At 25.6% G+C, this 20,050-nt stretch carries 21 protein-coding genes, 3 tRNA genes and 1 riboswitch; of the genes, 18 read left to right on the forward strand and 6 right to left on the reverse strand.

Annotation, left to right across the window (positions count from 1 at the left end):
- Positions 1-13 precede the first annotated feature (13 nt).
- From rplO to rplQ, 10 genes are read left to right on the forward strand one after another with little or no spacing between them, the layout of a single operon-like run.
- Positions 14-451, forward strand: coding sequence for a 50S ribosomal protein L15 (gene rplO / locus MMOB_RS01365; RefSeq protein WP_011264773.1), 438 nt, complete (start codon positions 14-16; stop codon positions 449-451).
- The gene (gene secY / locus MMOB_RS01370; protein ID WP_011264774.1) at positions 451-1,869 is read left to right on the forward strand and encodes a preprotein translocase subunit SecY; all 1,419 of its coding nucleotides are present in this window, start codon (positions 451-453) and stop codon (positions 1,867-1,869) included. The genes rplO and secY overlap by 1 nt, the downstream gene beginning before the upstream one ends.
- A complete protein-coding gene (locus MMOB_RS01375; RefSeq protein ID WP_011264775.1) occupies positions 1,863-2,516 on the forward strand; it encodes an adenylate kinase family protein in 654 nt (217 codons plus the stop codon). Before secY ends, MMOB_RS01375 begins: the two co-directional genes overlap by 7 nt.
- Entirely contained in the window at positions 2,509-3,261 is a 753-nt protein-coding gene (gene map, locus MMOB_RS01380) for a type I methionyl aminopeptidase (protein WP_011264776.1), read from the forward strand. Before MMOB_RS01375 ends, map begins: the two co-directional genes overlap by 8 nt.
- 1 nt (position 3,262) lies before the next feature.
- The gene (infA, locus tag MMOB_RS01385) at positions 3,263-3,478 is read left to right on the forward strand and encodes a translation initiation factor IF-1 (RefSeq protein ID WP_011264777.1); all 216 of its coding nucleotides are present in this window, start codon (positions 3,263-3,265) and stop codon (positions 3,476-3,478) included.
- Positions 3,479-3,486: 8 nt separating this feature from the next.
- Complete coding sequence (gene rpmJ, locus MMOB_RS01390; RefSeq protein WP_011264778.1) at positions 3,487-3,603, forward strand: 50S ribosomal protein L36; 117 nt, start codon at positions 3,487-3,489, stop codon at positions 3,601-3,603.
- Between the two features lie 3 nt (positions 3,604-3,606).
- Positions 3,607-3,975, forward strand: a complete 369-nt coding sequence (gene rpsM / locus MMOB_RS01395; RefSeq protein ID WP_011264779.1) for a 30S ribosomal protein S13 — start codon at positions 3,607-3,609, stop codon at positions 3,973-3,975.
- A 2-nt stretch (positions 3,976-3,977) separates the two neighbouring features.
- Entirely contained in the window at positions 3,978-4,382 is a 405-nt protein-coding gene (gene rpsK / locus MMOB_RS01400) for a 30S ribosomal protein S11 (RefSeq protein WP_011264780.1), read from the forward strand.
- Positions 4,382-5,383, forward strand: a complete 1,002-nt coding sequence (locus MMOB_RS01405) for a DNA-directed RNA polymerase subunit alpha (RefSeq protein ID WP_011264781.1) — start codon at positions 4,382-4,384, stop codon at positions 5,381-5,383. Before rpsK ends, MMOB_RS01405 begins: the two co-directional genes overlap by 1 nt.
- Before the next feature lies 1 nt (position 5,384).
- Positions 5,385-5,747 (forward strand): 50S ribosomal protein L17, encoded by a 363-nt coding sequence (rplQ, locus tag MMOB_RS01410; RefSeq protein WP_011264782.1) that lies wholly within the window; start codon positions 5,385-5,387, stop codon positions 5,745-5,747.
- A 37-nt stretch (positions 5,748-5,784) separates the two neighbouring features.
- Here the strand turns inward: rplQ and MMOB_RS01415 are convergent, their stop codons facing one another.
- Genes MMOB_RS01415 through MMOB_RS01435 form a run of 5 tightly spaced genes read right to left on the reverse strand, consistent with a single transcriptional unit; the run spans position 5,785 to position 11,272 of the window.
- On the reverse strand, positions 5,785-7,326 hold the full coding sequence (locus MMOB_RS01415) for a phospho-sugar mutase (protein WP_011264783.1): 1,542 nt from the start codon (positions 7,324-7,326) through the stop codon (positions 5,785-5,787).
- 56 nt (positions 7,327-7,382) lie between these two features.
- A complete protein-coding gene (smpB, locus tag MMOB_RS01420) occupies positions 7,383-7,811 on the reverse strand; it encodes an SsrA-binding protein SmpB (RefSeq protein ID WP_011264784.1) in 429 nt (142 codons plus the stop codon).
- A gap of 8 nt (positions 7,812-7,819) precedes the next feature.
- The gene (gene rnr / locus MMOB_RS01425; RefSeq protein ID WP_011264785.1) at positions 7,820-9,946 is read right to left on the reverse strand and encodes a ribonuclease R; all 2,127 of its coding nucleotides are present in this window, start codon (positions 9,944-9,946) and stop codon (positions 7,820-7,822) included.
- Complete coding sequence (gene secG, locus MMOB_RS01430; protein ID WP_041362836.1) at positions 9,947-10,186, reverse strand: preprotein translocase subunit SecG; 240 nt, start codon at positions 10,184-10,186, stop codon at positions 9,947-9,949.
- A gap of 18 nt (positions 10,187-10,204) precedes the next feature.
- Positions 10,205-11,272 (reverse strand): sodium:calcium antiporter, encoded by a 1,068-nt coding sequence (locus MMOB_RS01435; protein ID WP_011264786.1) that lies wholly within the window; start codon positions 11,270-11,272, stop codon positions 10,205-10,207.
- A 61-nt stretch (positions 11,273-11,333) separates the two neighbouring features.
- Positions 11,334-11,447, forward strand: a riboswitch (FMN riboswitch).
- Between the two features lie 18 nt (positions 11,448-11,465).
- Between MMOB_RS01435 and MMOB_RS03615 the strand changes: the two genes are divergently transcribed.
- Together MMOB_RS03615 and lon are read left to right on the forward strand one after the other, a co-directional pair.
- On the forward strand, positions 11,466-12,191 hold the full coding sequence (locus MMOB_RS03615) for an MPN527 family putative ECF transporter permease subunit (RefSeq protein ID WP_011264787.1): 726 nt from the start codon (positions 11,466-11,468) through the stop codon (positions 12,189-12,191).
- Positions 12,192-12,322: 131 nt separating this feature from the next.
- Positions 12,323-14,824 (forward strand): endopeptidase La, encoded by a 2,502-nt coding sequence (gene lon / locus MMOB_RS01445; protein ID WP_011264788.1) that lies wholly within the window; start codon positions 12,323-12,325, stop codon positions 14,822-14,824.
- 31 nt (positions 14,825-14,855) lie between these two features.
- On the opposite strand, the gene MMOB_RS01450 is transcribed toward lon, so the two are convergent.
- Positions 14,856-15,341 (reverse strand): dUTP diphosphatase, encoded by a 486-nt coding sequence (locus MMOB_RS01450; protein ID WP_011264789.1) that lies wholly within the window; start codon positions 15,339-15,341, stop codon positions 14,856-14,858.
- A 57-nt stretch (positions 15,342-15,398) separates the two neighbouring features.
- Between MMOB_RS01450 and MMOB_RS01455 the strand changes: the two genes are divergently transcribed.
- From MMOB_RS01455 to secDF, 6 genes are all read left to right on the forward strand, one after another.
- A tRNA-Leu gene (locus MMOB_RS01455) sits at positions 15,399-15,480 on the forward strand.
- 94 nt (positions 15,481-15,574) lie between these two features.
- A tRNA-Leu gene (locus tag MMOB_RS01460) sits at positions 15,575-15,662 on the forward strand.
- 3 nt (positions 15,663-15,665) lie between these two features.
- Positions 15,666-15,741, forward strand: a tRNA-Lys gene (locus tag MMOB_RS01465).
- A 99-nt stretch (positions 15,742-15,840) separates the two neighbouring features.
- A complete protein-coding gene (gene ruvA, locus MMOB_RS01470) occupies positions 15,841-16,446 on the forward strand; it encodes a Holliday junction branch migration protein RuvA (RefSeq protein WP_011264790.1) in 606 nt (201 codons plus the stop codon).
- Positions 16,415-17,380, forward strand: coding sequence for a Holliday junction branch migration DNA helicase RuvB (ruvB, locus tag MMOB_RS01475; RefSeq protein WP_041362842.1), 966 nt, complete (start codon positions 16,415-16,417; stop codon positions 17,378-17,380). Before ruvA ends, ruvB begins: the two co-directional genes overlap by 32 nt.
- Positions 17,381-17,432: 52 nt before the next feature.
- Positions 17,433-20,009 carry a protein translocase subunit SecDF gene (gene secDF, locus MMOB_RS01480; RefSeq protein ID WP_011264792.1) on the forward strand — a complete coding sequence of 859 codons (2,577 nt, stop codon included), beginning with the start codon at positions 17,433-17,435 and terminating at the stop codon, positions 20,007-20,009.
- The last annotated feature ends 41 nt before the right edge of the window (positions 20,010-20,050 follow it).

Raw genomic sequence — 20,050 nt, forward strand, 5'->3', positions numbered from 1 at the left:
AAGAAGTGTGAAAATGAATTTACATGAATTAAAATATAATGAAGGTGCTAGAAAAGAAAAGCACCGTGTTGGTAGAGGACACGCAGCAGGTAAAGGAAAACAAGCTGGTAAAGGTCAAAGTGGTCAATTAAAAAGAACTGGAAGCAAGCCAGGATTTGAAGGGGGACAAAACCCTTGATATCGTCGTGTTCCAAAAAGAGGATTTAACAATGTTAATCATATTGAATATCAAGTTATTTCAATTGAAACTTTAGATGCTGCTTTTCCAGATAAAGCAGAAATTAATCCAGAAGTTTTACATGAAAAAAGAATTGCTAGAAACAAAAATTTACCAATTAAACTTTTAGCAAATGGCGCAACAAAGAAAAAATTTACAATAAAATTAAATGCTGCAAGTAAAAAAGCAATTGAATTGATTGAAAAAGCCGGAGGAAAAGTAGAGGTTATTTAATGATCCCTAAAATAAAAGATTTTTTTGCTAATATTCCAACAAGTATTGCAAAATATTTTTTTATTCTAAGAAATGCCTGAAAAGATTTTAGAAAAAAAAGAGCATTATTAAATAAAATTGTTTTCACAATTTTTCTTTTATCTATTTTTGCAATTGCAGGATCAATAACACTGCCTGGTGTAAGTGTTGGTAATTTAGACTCAAACACTTTTTTAGGAATTTTAAATCTTGTAGGTGGTGGAGGATTAAGAAACTTTAGTATTGTAGCTTTAGGAATCAGTCCTTTTATTACTGCTTCTCTTGTTATGCAAATTTTGCAAACCAAACTATTTCCACCTATTTATAGGCTTAGTCAAAGCGGACCTATTGGAAGAAGAAAAATTAATATTATCACAAGAGCAATTACGATTTTTTTAGGAGTTGTTCAATCAATGACGATTGTTTCAGCACTTTCCGCTCAAAATTCTTTTATATCATTAACAAATGAATTTAATGTTTTTTGATATCAGTTTATAATTTTACCAGTTATTTTAATTGCAGGAACAGTTTTTAGTATTTTTATTGGTGATCAAATTACTGATAAAGGTGTTGGAAATGGAACAACATTGTTGATTTTTACAGGGATTGTAATAACATTACCTACTCAATTTACAGCAACTTTCAATGCTCTTGTAGGTGAACAACAAAGAGTCTCTTCTTTATCAAATGGGATCGTAACTTTTATTTCTTATGTTTTTGGTTTTATTATCTTAATGTACATTATAGGATTTGTTTATAATGCCGAAAGAAGAATTCCAATTCAACAAGTTGGAGCTGGTAGAGCTAAAAATGAAAAAGAACTTTCTTATTTACCAATTAAAATTAATCCAGGTGGAATCAGTCCAATCATTTTTGCTTTGATAATAATTTCTTTTCCACAATTATTTGCAAGCGTCTTTCCTATTTCAAATCCTTTTAGAATTTGAGTAGAAAGTAATTTAAGGCCAAATAATACAATTGGGTTTATTTTGTTTATTTCAATAACTTTCATTTTTGCAATTTTCTTTGGATTGCAACAATCTAAAGTTGATAAAATTGCTGAAGATTTTGCTAAAAACTCAACTTTTATCCCTGGTATAAAACCAGGACAAGAAACAGAAACTTATTTGACAGGAATTGTTTTAAGATTATGTTTTTTTAGTGCTTTTTACTTAATCATAATTGGAGGAATGCAATTTGCTCAGCAATTAGCAGGAGTTCCTGAAAATATTAGTTTCGGTGGGACAAGTGTCATTATTTTAGTAACTGCTTCATATGAAACAATTACTCAAATTCAAGCAAGAAAAAAAAGTCAAAGCTTAAGTCAAAAACATAAAAAAATACTTGAAGTTACTTCAAAGAATAATAATGATGAAAAATCAAAAGGATTATTATGATAAGGAATTTAATTTTTTTAGGAGCTCCAGGTTCTGGTAAAGGATCAACAGCTCTTGAAATTAGCACTAAATATGATATAGAACATATTTCAACTGGGGAAATTTTTAGAAATGAAATAAAAAACAAAACCCCTTTAGGTTTAAAAGTAGCTGAAATTGTTAATGATGGTAAATATGTACCTGATGAGTTGACTAATCAAATTGTTTTAAAAAAATTAAAAGAATTAAAACAAGAAAACAAGAAATTTATTTTAGATGGATATCCTAGAACGTTAAATCAAGCCATGTTTTTATCTAGTGTCTTAGATGAAAAAATACTTGCAGTGCTTTTGGAAGTTCCTACTAATTTGATTATTGAAAGATTATCTTTTAGAAGAATTTGTCCAATTTGCAAAAGTATTTATCATCTAAAATATAATCCTTCAAAAAAAGGTGAGTTTTGTGAAAATCATTTGGAAAATTTAACTAAAATTGAAGCAAGGCAAGATGATTCAGAAGAATCAATTAAAAAAAGATTAAAAATTTATAACGAAGAAACAAAACCAATGATTGATTACTACAAGAAAAACCAATCACTTGTAGTAATCAATTCAGAAGAATCTGTTAAAAAAGTTGCCTCTTTAGTTATTAAGAAAGTTTTTAATGATTAAAATTAAAAATCAACAAGAGATTTTAAAAATAAGAAAATCTTGTAAGATCCTGGCAGAGATTAAAGAGATTATTTATAATCTTGTAAGACCGGGGATTTCTTTAAAAGAATTAGATCAGGTTGCTTTTGAAGAAATTTTAAAAAGAAAAGTAAAACCTGCATTTTTAGGCTACCATGGATTTCCCAATTCGACTTGTTTAAGTGTAAATGAAGAATTAATTCATGGGATACCTTCAAACTATATTTTAAAAGAGGGAGATTTACTAAAAGTTGATATGGGAATTATTTATGATTCATATTATTCAGATAGTGCTTTTACCATTAGTGTTGGAACACAAACTAATACTGAAAATAATTATTTAATAAATGCCGCTAAAGAAGCTTTTTATGAAGGAATTAAAGCAATAAAACCAGGTTCAAGAATTGGTGACATAGAAGATGCAATTGGTAGATATTTAGCGAAAAACAATTTGTATACACCAGATGAATTTAGCGGTCATGGAATCGGAAAAAATTTACATGAAGATCCAATTGTTGCAAATAAAGGTAAAAAAAATAAAGGACCTCTTTTAAAAGATGGCATGGTCATTTGTATTGAACCAATGATTATGCAAGATAATAACGACTTATATATTAAAGATGATGGATGAACTGTTGTTTGTAAATCAGGCAAAAAATCCTCACATTATGAACATACTGTTCTAATTGAAAATGGTAAAGCTATCATCTTAACGGAAGGAATTTAAGTTGGCAAAAGACGCAATAAAAATGACTGGAAAAGTCATTAAAGCATACAACACAGATGAGTACGATGTTGAACTAGAAAATGGTATAGTTGTAAGAGCACATATTAGTGGTAAAATAAGAGTTCATCATATAACTATTTTGCGCGGAGATACTGTAGATGTTGAATTAAGTACATATGATTTAACAAAAGGTAGAATTGTCTACCGTCATAGATAAGGAGAAAAATGAAAGTCAGAGCATCAGTTAAACCTATGTGTAAAGATTGTAAAATTATTAAACGAAAGGGAGCTGTTAGGGTAATTTGTAAAACAAGCCCAAAACATAAACAGCGTCAAGGGTAATACATGGCACGTATTTTAAATGTCGAAATTCCTAATAATAAAAGAGTAATCATCTCTTTAACTTATGTATACGGAATTGGTAGATCATTATCTAAACAAATTTTAGCAGAAGCTAATATTGATGAAAATATTAGAGTAAAAGATCTATCAGAAGAAGACTTAACAAAAATTAGAAATATTGCTTCTAGATTCACAACAGAAGGTGATTTAAGAAGAGAAATTCAACTAAACATTAAGCGTTTGATGGAAATCAAATCTTATAGAGGTATTAGACACCGTAAAGGTCTTCCAGTAAGAGGTCAAGTAACACAAAAAAATGCAAGAACTAGAAAAGGTCCTCGTAAAACTGTTGCTGGTAAGAAAGGTAAATAATCATGGCAGTTAAAAAAACAAAATCAAAACAAAAAGTTAAAAGAAAAAATATTGTTAGTGGTGTTGCACATATTCATTCAACTCACCAAAACACAATTGTTGCTTTTAGTGATGAAGCCGGAAACGTATTTGCATGATCTTCAGCAGGAGCAATTGGTTACAAAGGAACTAAGAAAAAAACTCCTTATGCAGCTGGTTTGGCAACAACAGCAGCTGTAGAAAAAGCTAAAGAACATGGATTAAAAGAAGTAAGAGTTGAATTAAAAGGAACAGGTTCTGGTAAAGATGCTGCTAGAAAACAAATTGAAGCATTAGGAATCATTATTAAAGAAGTTAAAGATGTCACTCCAATTCCACATAATGGAACAAGACCTCCTAAAAAAGTGTTGAAAAGAGATCTAAAATAATGGAAAAATTTATAAAAATTAATTGAACAGAAAATAAAACAAAAAGAATTAATGATTTTTCTACTTCTTTTATTGTTCAACCTTTAGAAAAAGGTTTAGCAACTACTTTAGGAACAGCAATTAGAAGAGTTTTACTATCTTCTATTTCATCTGTAGCACCATTTGCTGTAAAAATTAAAGGTGTTGAACATGAATTTATGGCAATTAATAAAGTTACTGAAGATGTTCCACAAATATTATTAAGATTAAGAGATATTAAAATAGCATATAATCCAGAAATTTTTGAAGATGGAAAAATTTATAAATTAAGCTTAAAATCAAATAAAGAAGCAGGAGACATTTATGCTAAGGATTTTATCCTTCCTATAGGAGCAGAAATTGTTAATCCAGGTCTTTTAATCGCGACAACAGCAGCTGCAAATGTCTTGGAAATTGATGTTTTTGTAAGAGCAGGTAGAGGTTATGTTGATTTTGAAGAAAATAAAAAGTATATTGATGAAATCAAAACAAATTTAACTTCTTCAATTTCAAATGGTCAATATATTGCTGTTGATAGTAACTTTTCACCAATTGAAAAAGTAAGTTTTTCTTCAAGTGAATTAAATACTTCTTCAGTAATTGTTCAAGAAAAACTAGAAATGGAAATTGTAACTAAAGGAACAATTGATGCAAAAAATGCAATTGCCCAAGCTGCAAAAATTTTAGTTGCCCACTTAAACATAATTGGTGATGTTAATAGTTTAAATATTAAGGATATTTTTGAAGAAGGAAATACTGAAAAAGAACATTCAAAAACTCAAAATATTTTAATTCAAAGCTTAGATCTTAGCATCAGAAGTTTTAATGCTTTAAAAAGAGCAAATTATACAACAGTTCAACAATTAGAGGCTCTATCTTTAGATGATTTAAAAAACATTAAAAATTTAGGTGAAAAATCAATTAATGAAATTGTTGAAAAACTTGAAAAATACAATGTTTTTCTAGATAAAGGAGAAGAATAAAATGGCCAATCCAGTACAATTATTTAGACGTAATAGTTCTTGACAAAAAGGTGTTATTCGTTCTCTTGCAACTGATATTATTATTCATGGAAGAATTACAACAACAGAAGCAAGAGCAAAAATTTTAAGATCATATGTTGATAAATTAATTACTCAAGCAAAAACAGATACATTAGCTTCAAGAAGAAGAGCTGCAAGTTTTTTAAGAAATATTCAGCTAAAAGATGGTAAAACATCTTTACAATATCTTTTTGCTAGTGTAGGTCCAAAATATAAAGACCGTAATGGTGGATATACAAGAATTATCAAATTACCAAATCGTCAAGGTGATAATTCTAAAATGTCTATTATTGAATTAGTTTAAATTAAAATAAAAAATGAGATTAATCTCATTTTTTATTTTATATAATAGAAAGAATTTTTTCTTTTAAAATATTTCAATTTTTTTCTACTAAAATTTTATCCTTATCAACAACATAAAGATAAAATTTAATTTTTGCTTCTGTTCCAGAAGGTCTAAGAGCGATTCAATTTAAATTTTGAAAACTAATTCTTATCATATTACTCGGGGCAATATTTTCTTTACCTTTAATAAAGTTTTCAATTTTAAAGTCTTCATTAAATTTTAGATTTATAAATTTTGACTGAATATTTTCTAAATGCAAAGGATTTTTTTCATCCAAATTAATTGAAAAACTTTCACTTTTAATATATCCATATTTTTTATAAATATCTTCTAAAACATCTAAAAGGGTTTTGCTTTTCTTTTTGTAAAAACTAATCATTTTTGCAAGAATTACACAACTTTGAATTGCATCTTTATCATATGCTAATGAATCATTTATCAGAGATCCATATGATTCTTCAAAGGCAAATAATAATTTTGAAGTTTTTGATTCATTTTTGATTTGTTCAATTAAATTTCCTATATATTTAAATCCTGTAGCAACTTCATACCATTTTATATTGTTTTCAATTGCCATTTTTTTAGGTAAACTTGAAGAAACAAAGGAATAAATTAAATATTTATCTTGCAATTTATTTTCGTTTATTTCAATCAAATAATTAAAAATTAAAGTTGCTGTTTCGTTTCCGTTTAGAAGAATGTACTCATTATTTCTTAAAATTCCAATTCCTACCCTATCTGCATCTGGATCTGTAATTAGAACAGCATCTGATTTATGAATTAAACCTAATTTAATTACATTTTCATAAGAAGATTTATCTTCTGGATTTGGACTTTTTGTATGAGTAAAATCCGGATCATTTTTCATTTGTGCTTCTTCAAAAAAAGCATTTACATTTAATTTTTTAAAAATAGATTTAACTATTTTAGCACCTGTTCCATGTTGAGGACTAAAAGATAAATTGATATTTGATAGATTTTTTTGGCTGCCACCAACTTTTAAAACTTTTTCTTCATATGATTGCAAAGTTTGTTTTGGAATATAATTTATGTATTTATTTTTAATACTAAAAATAAATTGATTTAGTGCTTGCTTTTTTGTATAATCTTCATAATTTAAAAAATTAGATTTAATTTTATCAACAACATCTGGCAAAATTTGTGAGCCATTTTTATCATAAAGTTTAATTCCATTATATTCTTTTGGATTATGACTAGCTGTAATATTAATAGCACCAAGTGCCTTATGATATTTTGTTGCATAACTTATAATTGGGGTCGCAATAATTTCTCTAGAAATTAAAACATTTATTTTGTGAAAAGCTAAAATACTTGCTGCCAATCTTGAAAACTCTCTTGATTTTCTTCGATTATCTCTTCCGATTATTACAATTTTATTTTTTCAATTAAAAGTTTCTGATTTCAAATATTTTGCAAAACCTTCAATTACTCTTGCTACATGGAAAATATTCAAATGCTCTTTAGTTTTACCTAAAATTCCTCTTAATCCTGCAGTTCCAAATTCTAATTCTTTCATTTTAATAATTTTAATACAATTTTACTAAATTCATTTAAATAAAAAAAATAACTTACTTAATAAGTTATTTTTTTCAAGTGTTTTCTAACATCTTTTTCTAAAATTCTATGCCTTTTATCAGCTTTGGTTTTTCCTTTAGCTAAAGCAATTTCTAATTTTATATAGTTATTATCCCAAAATAAATTCAAGGGAATCACAGCTAAAGAATTACGATTTTTTTTGTCTTGAATATGTCTTATTTCATGTTTATTTAGTAATAATTTTCTTGGTTCTAATTCATTCCCTTTAACACTCATATATTGTGAAATATGCATATTTGTAATATATGCTTCATCATTTTTAAAAGTGATGAAAGCACCTTTTAATTGAACTTTATTTTCTCTGATAGATTTTACTTCCCATCCTTTTAAAATCAATCCAGCCTTATATTTTTCAAGAATCTCATAATTAAAAAAGGCATCTTTATTTTTTATAATGATTTTCATTTTTGTCTCTATTTTTTGGAATTAATTGTTTTTCAATGATTATAATTTTCAGTTAAAATAGCATCTATTTTTCTTGCTAGTCTATTTGTCCCAATAATTGTAACATTAACTTGATCACCTATTAAAATTGTTTTATCTTTCAAAATAATTTTTGTGCCTTCTTCATTAATTTTATAAGCATCTACTATATTATCTTTATGGATTAAAACATCTACTTTATTTTCAAATTCTACAAAAAATCCAAATGGTAAAATGCTAACAACAATTCCAACAAAATTTTTACCAATTTTAGATTCATAAAATTCAGCTTTTTTAATGTCTATAACATTTCTTTCCAATTCTACAGCTTTGTTTTCACTTTCAGAATTCATTTCACCAATTCTTTTTAAAATAGCATTAAAAGAGCTTATTTTGTCTTTTTGATTCTTAAAAATAATTTCTCTAATGATTCTATGAGTTAATAAATCTGGATATCTTCTGATTGGTGAAGTAAAATGTAAATAAAACTTACTTCCCAAACCAAAATGACCAACATTATTTGGTGAATATTTAGCTTTTTGCATTGATCTTAAAATCAAAATCTTGATAAAATTATCAAATCTTTGATCTTTTAATTTATTTAAAGTTTTGGAAAATTTTAAAGAATCATTTCCTGATTGAAAAAAGGCATTAATATTTAAAGTTTTTATAATTCCATTTAATTTACTGATTTTTAAATTATCAGGTTTTTCATGAATTCTGTATAAAGTTGGTATTTTGTTTTTAGCAAGAAAAGTTGCAACTTCTTCATTTGCTCTAACCATGAAATTTTCAATTAAAACTTCAGATAAACCTCTTTCTCTAACATCTATTCTTTCTACTCTTCCATCTTTATCTAAAATAACTTTAGGTTCTTCAATTTCAAAATCTACATAACCATCTGCAATTTTAAATTTTTGCAAAATATTCGATAATTCTAAAGAAGTATTTAACATTTCATTTAAATTTGGGACATCATCAAAAGAAATTTCATTGTTATAAAATCTATTAACTTCTTTATATGTCAATCTTTTTTTACTGTTAATAATTGAAGGAAATATTTCAGATCTAATTGTTCTACCTTTTTCATCAATTTCCATTTCAATACCCATTGTAAATCGATCAACATTTGGATTTAAAGAACAAATACCATTAGAAAGAGATTCTGGTAACATTGGGATAACACGATCAGCTAAATAAATTGAAGTACCTCTAGAAAGGGCCTCTAAATCAATTGGACTATTTTCTTTAACATAATAACTTACATCTGCAATATGAACACTTAAAATAAAATTATCTCCCTTTTTTTCCACTAAAATTGCATCATCAAAATCTTTTGTATCATCCCCATCAATTGTAACAATCAATTTTTCTCTATAGTCTCTTCTATTATTAATTTCTTCTTTTTCTCTAGAAATACTTTGAGGAATATTTGCTGATTCAATTAATGTATTTTCATTGAATTCAGTAACTATATCTGATTCTTCAATTACTAATGCTACTTCATCATAAGGATTATTCAAATGTCCAATTGTTTTTACAATTTGAACAATAGAACTCATTTTATTAAATTCAACAATTCTAACTTTAATTAATGTATTTTCTTTTAAATTAGTAACATTATCTAAAAATAAGAATTGTGTTACATTATATTTTTCATCAAAAGCTTTAAATTTCATTTTTCCGTTCTCTAAAAAACTTCAACCCACAAGATATTGAGTGTTTCTTTTAATTATTTTTGAAATTACACCAAAACATTTTTGTTTTTCGGCTTCATTTGATTCACAATAAGATTTGACTGAAACTAAATCCCCATTAAAAGATCCATTCAAATTAAATTTAGATACAAAAACACTATCTTTTTTATCATCTTCAAAATCAACAAATCCAAATCCTTTTGAATTGATTGAAATAGTCCCATTAAATTCACCTAAAAATTTTGGCATGTAATAGTTGTTATCTCTATCTTTAAAAATTTCTCCTGATTTAACTAAGTCAAATAAAAAATTACTAAAATCCTTATTTTTGAATTTAGGAACTTCAATTTTTTGCACAATTTCAATAAAAGAGTATTTTTTTTCCTTTAAAAGACTTAAAACTTTTTCCTTGTTAAACATTTATATAACCAACCTAACTAAAAGAGCTGTAGCAAATAAAATAAAACCTAAAATCCCCATTGAATATTTCAAGAATTTTTTAAAACCTTTTTCTTTATTAACTTTAAATAAATCTAAATCACTTGATCCGACAAGCGCTCCTGAAAAAGAATTAGAATCTGGAGACATCAAAAAAGACACAATGATCATCAAAAAAGAAATAATAAATAATGGAATACTAATAATAATAGCTATACTCACAAAACTCCTTTATTATCTTTAATAAGCAATAATTAATGATCACCCAACAACAAAACTAATTACACCTAATGCTGGAATAATAAAATAATACCTTTTTTTACTAAAAAATTTTGGAAAAAAGATAATTAAAGAAAGAAGAGCTAGTAAACCAGCTACTAAAAATGCAATGGCAAATGTATCACTACCACGTTGTCCTATAACAATTGAATTTTGTCTAAATGCCAAGTCTGCTCAAAAAATCAATGAATTATTAAAAATTGCGCTTCCAATTAAAGTCCCAAAAGCAGCAATCGGTTGTTTGTTTTTCATAAAAAAACCAAAAGAAATTATTTCAGGCAATGAAGTTGTAATTGCTAAAATTAGTCCTCCTGCAGAATTGGAATCTATCCCATAAACAATTTGCATTCCATTAATAATAAAATTCACTCCAAGACTAGCTGCACAAAGTAAAATTGCTCATATAATGAACCAAAAAAATGTTTTCCTTACATTTTTATTTTTAAATTTTTCTTTTAAAACAGTTTCATGAACTTCATCATCTCCGCCATATTTATATTGAAGATATGTTGAAATTAAATAAATAATTAAAAATATTGCTGGAATAACTCCTATTGCATATTGTCCAACAACTCCTATAATTGCATCTTGTCCAATTAATAAAATAATTCCATAAAATAAACTACTTACTAAAGAAATAAGGATAATTACTCGTGTAAAACCTTTTACTTTAACTAAAAATAAGTCCCGATAAAGTAGTAATCCGGTTATCATTATTAAAAAAATAGCAAAAGCATTTGAACCAAGATCATCACTAATTCCAGTTTCAGCATTCCCAAAACCTGCCTGAGAAACAGCAGTAATAAATTCTGGCATTGAAGTAATTGCACTAATTAAAACTCCTCCAACAAAAGCTCCTCCTAATTTAGTTTTTGCAATAATGATTTCTGCATTTTTTACTAAATTTAAAGAAATAAAAGAAAGTATTCCAGCCATTAGTAAAAATAAGAATCAAATATAAAATTGAATTCCAGGTGATGAAGTTAGATTATTTATCCCTGGAAAAATTGATTGTTGAGTTGAATTCATAATTAGAATTTTAACAAAAAAAATTAAATACAAAACAACTTAAATATTTGTATAATAAAAATGAGTCTTTCAGGGACATGTTTAATTCAGTACCGGTAGTAAAAGTCTACGAGCAAAAAGCTGATTCTGTGTAATTCAGAAACCGACGGTAAAGTCCGGATGAGAAAAAGAAAGACTCGGAAAAGGTTATATTTTGTCTGGGACAAACTTTTGAAATAATAGTAGAATTGTTTATAACATTACTCTTAGTGGGATTTTTTTTGCTTTAGTTCTAATTTTTCAATCATTTTTTTCCTTATTTTCAATTTTTGGTTTTTTAAATATTAATTTTACAATTGTATTTATTATTATTTTAGCTTTAGTTTCAAATTTTAAATACGCTTTAATTTTACTCATTTTAAGATTTATTATTGGCCCTGCAATTAATTCAGGATACAGTGAAATTGGAATTTTAGGGCATTTTATTTTATTGGTAAGTGATGTTTTTTTTATATTGTTTTTTACTTTTGCTTATTATGTTTTATTAACTTGAAAACAAATTAAATTAAACAAATATATCATCTTAATTATTTCATCTATTACAGCAACAATTTTCAATGCATTTTGAATGGTTTTTTTAAATGGTCTAATTTTTACACCTTTATTTTTTGCTTTATTAGGACAAAATTCGGCAAATTTCTTATTTTACATGCAACCGCAAATTTGAAATAGCTTAAAAGGTCTATTTTTCAATATAAATACATACTGAGGTGGAATTTTTACTTTATATACAGCATTTAACTTAATAAATTTTTCATTAGTATCAATTTTATTTTCCTCAATAACAATCGCACTATTTAAAGCAAAAATTATTGAAAATTTTGACTTGAAAACTTTTTATTTTCAAAAAAATTTTAAAAAATTAAAAATGAATAAGTAAAAATTAGCACTTTATTTAAAAGAGTGCTAATTTTTATGTTATATTTAAAATATAAGAATATAAAAACAATATTCTATAATATAATTTAAATTAAAGTTTATTAAAAATACAAAATACAGAAAGAGGTAAAAATGAAATATCCATTTATGGCAACTAGGGGTGTTATTACTTTTATTGGAAATTCTTCAACAATTGAAGTCGGTAGGCCTTTATCATTAGCTGCAATAGATCTTGCAAAAAGTGATTTTGAAAATAAATTAGTGCTTATTCCACAAAAAAATATCAAACAAAACGAAATTGAATTTGAAAAAGATCTTGAAAATGTAGGAATTTTAACAAAAATTAAAAGCATTAAAATTTTATCAAATGGAAATAGAAAAATTATTGTTGAAGGTGTAGAAAGAATTAAACTTGATTCAATTGAAAAAGATAAAAATAATAATGACATAATAGCAAATTTATCACTTTATCCTGTTTTAAAAAATGAAAATGGAAGTTCTGAAACAATTATTGAAAAGATGCAAACTTCTTTAAATAATATTATTGAATCAAACTTGCCTCTTGTTGCAAATCAAGAATTATCAAAACATGAATCTTCAGAAAGATATACATACATTTTAGCTCATTATTTAACTATGCCTTTTGAAAAAAAATTTGAAATTTTTGCTAAAAAATCTTTGACAGAAATGCTAGAGTTAATTTTTTCATTTTTAGTAGAATTAAAAAATATTCAAAAATTAGATGTTGATTTAGATAAAGATATTAAGAAAAATTTAGATTCTCAGCAAAGAGAATATTTATTAAGAGAAAGACTTAAAGTAATTCAAAAAAAACTTGGCGATGATGAAAATGATGAAGAAGAAATTGAAGAAAAACTTAATTCAAAATATGGCAAAGAACAATATCCAGAAGAAGTAATAAAGACAATAAAAAATGAAAAAAGGCGTCTTAAAAATATGATGTCTTCTTCTCCTGAAGCAAATACAAGTAGAACATACATTGAATGGTTAACAAATTTACCTTGAAGAAAAGTAAGTGTTGATAAAACAAATTTAGTCAAATCTAAAGAAATTTTAGATTCTTATCATTATGGATTAAAAGAAGTAAAAGAAAGAATCATTGAGTTTCTTGCGGTTATGATTAACAATAATAAAAAACATCCAGAAGATGAAAAAACTAAAATTCAAATTCCTAATTCAGATTATGAAATAAACAAAAATTTGTTTACTAAAAAAAATGCTTCAGATGATACTTATTCGTATAAATCAAGCAATAATGTTCCGATTTTAGCTCTAGTAGGACCTCCAGGAACTGGAAAAACATCTTTAGCAAAAGCTATAGCTGAGACTTTAGATAGAAAATTCATCAAAATATCTTTAGGTGGGGTAAAAGACGAAGCTGAAATTAGAGGACATAGAAGAACTTATGTTGGTGCTTTACCAGGAAAAATAATTCAAGCAATTAAAAAGGCTGGTGTATCTAATCCTGTAATTTTACTTGATGAAATTGATAAAATGTCTTCTGATTATAAAGGTGATCCAACTAGTGCAATGCTAGAAGTTTTAGATCCAGAACAAAATGTTAATTTTCAAGATCACTATATTGAATTAGAATATGATTTGAGTAAAGTTTTATTTATTGCAACAGCTAATTATTATCAAAACATTTCAGCTCCTCTTTTAGATAGAGTGGAAATTATCGAATTAAGTAGTTACACATCTTTAGAAAAAATAAGAATCGCAAGAGATTATTTAATTAAAAAAGTTCTTGAACAAAATTCATTAGAAGAATCTCAATTTAAAATTAGTGATGAAAGTTTAGATTTTCTCATAAAACATTACACTTTAGAAGCCGGAGTAAGAAATTTACAAAGAGCATTAGATAAATTGGCTCGGAAAATAGTTGTTAAATCATTAGAAAACAAACTTGAAAAAGATTTTGTAATTACTTCTGAAGAAATTGTAAATTTACTAGGTGTAATTAAATATACAGATGATTTTAAAGAAAATTATGAAAGAATTGGAGCGGTCAATGGTTTAGCTTATACACAATATGGTGGTTCAACTCTTTCAATTGAAGTAACAACATTTCCAAATTCAAAAGGTGGAATAAAATTAACAGGACAATTAAAAGAAGTTATGCAAGAATCTGCTCAAATTGCTTTGGCTTTTGTTAGATCTAATGCTAAAAAATATGAGATTGATTTTAATTTTGAAGCAAACCAAATCCATATTCATGTTCCTGAAGGAGCAGTCCCAAAAGATGGTCCTAGTGCAGGTGTTACTTTTACAACAGCAATAATTAGCGCTTTAAAACAAATTCCTGTTTCTCATAAAGTAGGAATGACCGGGGAAATAACTTTAAGAGGTAAAGTTTTACCAATAGGTGGTTTAAAAGAAAAATCTCTTGCAGCACATAAATTAGGAATTAAAACAGTATTTATCCCTAATGAAAACAATCGTAATTTAGTAGAAGTAGCAGATGAAGTTAAAGAATCAATTGAATTTATTTCGGTAAGTGATTATGATGAAATTTTTGAAAACTTATTTGGTAAATTATCAGATAATAAAAAAATAACTTCCAATTCAAAAATTCCAAAAAAAGATATTTCTAAAGCAAATCCAACGCACTAAAATAAATATTAAAAACTAGCATTGCTAGTTTTTAATATTTATTTTTAATCCTTTCATGATTTATTATGTTTTTTTTGATGTATTCCGCTTCAATTTCTTCATCACTTATTTTTAAAATTTTGGCAATTCCTAAATATAAGCTAAATATTTTTTCTGTACTTTTTTTACTAAAATTTTCTTCCAATTCATTTATTTGTTTTAAAATTTCTAAAAATTGAAAATTTAAATTATTTGAAATAACAATTGGTTCTATTATTTCACTTCCATTACTTTCAAGAATAAATGATGACAAAAAATGTAATCCGTCTGAGTACTCTTCTAAAATTTTTTTTCAATCTAATTTTTTGTCTTTTTTTCAATATTTGAAAAATTGTATTTCGTTAGCTAATTCTCCTAGCTCGACAAAAAAAGCCAATATCTTTTCAGTTTTTAAATTTTTAGTTTTATCGATTTCATGGGCAAAATGAATGCTTTTGTCAAGTTCTCTTTGCAAGTCTAAAATTTTTCTTAAATTCATGAATTTATTTTATCTTAATTTTTAATTTATTTGTATAATAGTTTAGCAATGAATTTTGCCCAAATGGTGGAATGGTAGACACAGTTGACTCAAAATCAACCGAGAAATCGTGCAGGTTCAAGTCCTGTTTTGGGCACCAAATATTTTAAAAATATCTACAAAGCATCTCTTAAAAAAATATGAATAAAAAATTTCAACAAAATCTTTTTTCATTTATAATGAGAATGTGCTAAGCCCTGGTGGCGGAATAGGTAGACGCAAGGGACTTAAAATCCCTCGATCGTATAGGTCGTGCTGGTTCAATTCCAGTTCAGGGCACCAAGAGCGCCCTTAGCTCAGTAGGTAGAGCAAATGGCTTTTAACCATTGGGTCAGAGGTTCAAATCCTCTAGGGCGTACCATATCACCATAATGGTGATTTTTTTTATTTTTTTCACAAAATTTTTTCTTTTTTTAGAAATATTTAATTTTTTTTCTTATTAACAATTGAGGTGAAAAAAATGAATATTTATAAAATTGGAAAAATAGTAAGTTTTGGTAAAAACTACTTTCTTTTAGAATCGAACTATGAAGGATTTTTGATTTATGCTGCTGAATTAGAAAAATTTGAAAAAGATGTTGTTACAAAAGTTTTTATATACAAACATGAGAACGCATATTCAAAAACTTTGTATGGGTTCAAAACATTTAAAGAAAGACTTCTTTTTATCGATTTGCTTTCGATAAATGGAATTGGACCAAAAACTGCATTGATGGCATTAGAATCAGGTTACTTAGAAATTATGAATTTAATTTCTAATAATGATTTTGAAACTTTATCAAAACTACCTTTTTTAGGATTGAAAAGTGCAAAGCAAATTTGTTTTGAATTTCAAAGTAAATATGCAAATCTATTAGAAAAAGAAAATTCTGGTAATTTAAAATTTGAATCAAAAACAAAAAAAATTACAGAATTGTCAAATACATTAAAAACATTAGGATTTAAAACAAATCAAATAAATTATGCTATTTCAAACATTAATGATAAAAATGATATTGAAGAAATGCTTGAGGAATCAATACAATTAATTGCAAATGAAAAAGAACAAATTTCCCCTAATACATAGGCCAAATTCCTTTAATGAATTCATTGGTCAAAAAAATTTAAAACACACTCTTAAGGTTTTAATTAAATCATCTATTCTAAGAAAGGAAAATTTAGATCATTTAATTTTTCAAGCAAATCCAGGATATGGAAAAACATCTTTAGCATATATTATTTCTAAAGAAATGAATTCTAATTTAAAAATTGTGCAAGGAAATCAATTTGAAAAAAAATCAGATTTGCTTTCACTTTTTGTAAGTGTAAATGAAAATGACATTATTTTTGTAGATGAAATTCATGCAATTAATAAATCTATTGAAGAAATTTTATATTCTGTAATGGATGATTTTGTAATTGATATCCAAATTGGACCAGAAGGTGAGAAAAAAATTGTAAGAATGAATTTGCCACACTTTACTTTAATAGGAGCAACAACTCAAATTGAAAAATTAAGCAAACCATTAATAGATAGGTTTGGTTTTGTCGGTAAATTTTCATCTTATAATGAAAATGAAATAAATTTAATTTTAAAAAATCTTGCAAGAAAATTAAAAATCAAAATTGATGAACAAGCTTTAAAATTAATTTCAATGAATTCATCATACATTCCTAGAATTGCAATAAATCTTTTAAAAAGAGCTTGAGATTTTGCAATTTTTGATGAAAAAAAATCTATTGATATTACCACTATAAAAAAAGCATTCAATTATTTAGGTATTTTTGAAAATGGATTAAATATTTTACATATAAAGTATTTAAAACTTTTGTATCAGGCTTTTAAAAACAAATCAGCTTCTCTAGATGCTATTTCTTCAATCTTGGGTTTATCAAAAAATAACGTTGTCTTTCACATTGAATCCAATTTGTTAAATTTGGAATTAATTGAAAAAACTTCTAGAGGAAGAAAAATTAGAAAAGAAGGTATAGAGTATTTGAACAAAAATAATTTTAAGTAGATTATTTTGTCATTATTAACAAGTATTGAATAATTTTTATATAATAACAAAGATGAAAAATTCAATAAATAACTTTATAAAGTTGTCAAATTGAAAAAGATGATTAATAGTTACTATAACAGTACTATTAGTTATTTTAACTATTGGTCTTGTTACTCCATTTTATTTAAAAGATAATTTAAATGTAAATTCTGATTTTGTAGGAGGAAAAGAAGTTATTATTCAAGTGCAAGATCCAATAAATTCTCAGCCTGCTAGTGATGAATTAACTAATGAAGTATCACAAAATATTTTTAATAGATTAGGTGGCCAAAATGATAGTTCAGTTACAGTGACTAATGAAGGAAATGGTTTTATTAGAATAATTAGGTCAAATGAACTAATATCTCAAAATAACAATCCCCAATCTTTAGAAGATTTTGTAAATGAAATTCATAATAAAATTTCTTTTACTTTTACAACGACTTTGGGAACATCTTTATTTGTAAACAATGGAATTTTCAATAATGCAATAACTTCAGGAGTTTTGCCACCAATAAATTCAAATGCAGATTTTAATTCTTTAATCCCACCTTTTAAATCGAATTCAGCTACTTTTAACAATAATTCAGTGACTATTGAATTAACTGAAATAGGGAAGGAATCTTGAAATCTTGCAACGCAATTTATTTCAACTCAAAATGATTCTAATAATCCTAATTTAAATCAAAGAATTGCAATTTGGGCAAATCTAGATAAATTGCTAAAAGAATTTGAAAATACTCAAGAATTCATTACAAAGGCAAACTCGAATCCTTATAGTTTTGTGTTTGAAAATGAAGATGCTAATGGTCAAAGTATTTTAAAGACTACACCTTTTATTGCTAAAGATTTTCTAATTTCCAATCAACAAATAACATCGGCTAGTTCAAATGCTTCTTCTATTACTATTGAAGGAAATTTTACAAGATTTAAAGCAGCTCAAATTGCAGCACAAATCAACTATAGTACTTCAAATAATTATTTCTTTAAACAGATTTCTTCAAATATTATTAATTCTAAAATAAATAGTAATGAAGGTTCTAATTTATTTAATCCCATTTTAATTGTTACTCTAGTAATGCTTGCAATATTTGCTTTAATTATGGTGTTTAACTATGGAATTTTAGGGTTTATACAAACAATCATTTCTGCTTTATTTTTGATCATTTCAATTTCAATACTTTCTGCTTTTAATAAATTAATTACTCCAGGAATTATTAGTAGTTTAATAATATCTTTAGGAATTTTAACTAGTTCCTCCGTGATTGTTTTTGACAATCTGAAACAAGAAGTTTATCAGGGGGATGGAATTCAAAAAGCAATAAAAAAATCTTTTAAGGCATCATGATTCGGAATTTTTGATACTCAAGTAATTTTAGTGATAATGGCAGTCTTGACTTTCTATATAGGATCAATTAATACTCAGGAAATTTCTTTAATGTTGATAATTAGTTTTAGTTTTATTTTGTTTTTGACTTTGGTTTTAAATCGATTAATTGCAACATTGTTAGTTAGAACTAAAATTTTTGATAAAAAGTTATTCTTATTAGGATTGAGAAAAAAATACTCCAACAATGAAAACTATATTTCAAAATTAAATTTGATAAATTATGTAAAAATTTCAAAATGATTTTCTCTTTTTGTTTTTAGTTTTATTGTAATAAGTTTAATTGTTTTGAGTTCTCTAACAGGAATTTTTGGATCAATTTCTCAAGCATTAAATGCTAGTGCTAATTTTTCAGGTGGCTCAACTTTAAGTTTTCAAAATGGATTCTTAACTTCTCAACAAGCAGATTTAATATTAGACATTTTATTAAAAAATAATTTTGATTCAACAAATATTTTAGTTACAAATTTAGGAACTAATACATTACCAAATTTTTTAGTAAGTGCTAGTTCAAATAATTTGATAAATCAAGAAACAATTAATTTAATTCAATCTGAAATTACTAACAATTCTATTAATGTTTCAGCAAATTTATTTATTTTTTCAACAGTAGTTGCACTAAATTCTCTAAATGTAGCTATTTATTCTTTTTTTGCTGGATTAACTCTCATTTTCATTTATATAACATTTAGATATAAATGAACAATATCAATAAGTTTATTTATAACTTTAATAATCGATTCACTTTTGATGTTTGGTATTTTTGTTATTTTCAGATTTGAATTTTCTTCTATTTTTGTTTTAAGTTGAATTTCCATTTCGTTTTATTCTCTAAATGAGAAAATGATTGTAATTACAAAATATTCTAATATTTTCAAATTAAATTCCGGAAAAGAACAAACCAAGATTCAACTTATGGAAAATATGAATTTAACAATAGGGCTAATTATAAAGAAAATTTTCATAACTTTTTTAAGTGTAATTAGTTTCTTAATTATTCTTTTAATTTTTACTCAAGTTAATTTTTATATTCAATATCTTTCTTTAATTTTAGGACTTATTTCAAGTTTCCTAACATCTATATTTTTTATGAATTGATTAATTATTAAATTTGAAACTATAAGAATTACAAGTCAAAAAAAGAGACTTGAAAAGAATTTTTGGAAGACTGAAAAAATCGAAGAGCAAACTTTTGTTGGAATAAATAATTTTGAACCTTAAAATTCTACATTTGTAGAATTTTTATTTGCTTAATTTCTCTT

Source organism: Mycoplasma mobile 163K (assembly GCF_000008365.1).
GTDB classification, from domain to species: Bacteria; Bacillota_I; Bacilli_A; order Mycoplasmatales; family Metamycoplasmataceae; genus Mycoplasma_J; species Mycoplasma_J mobile.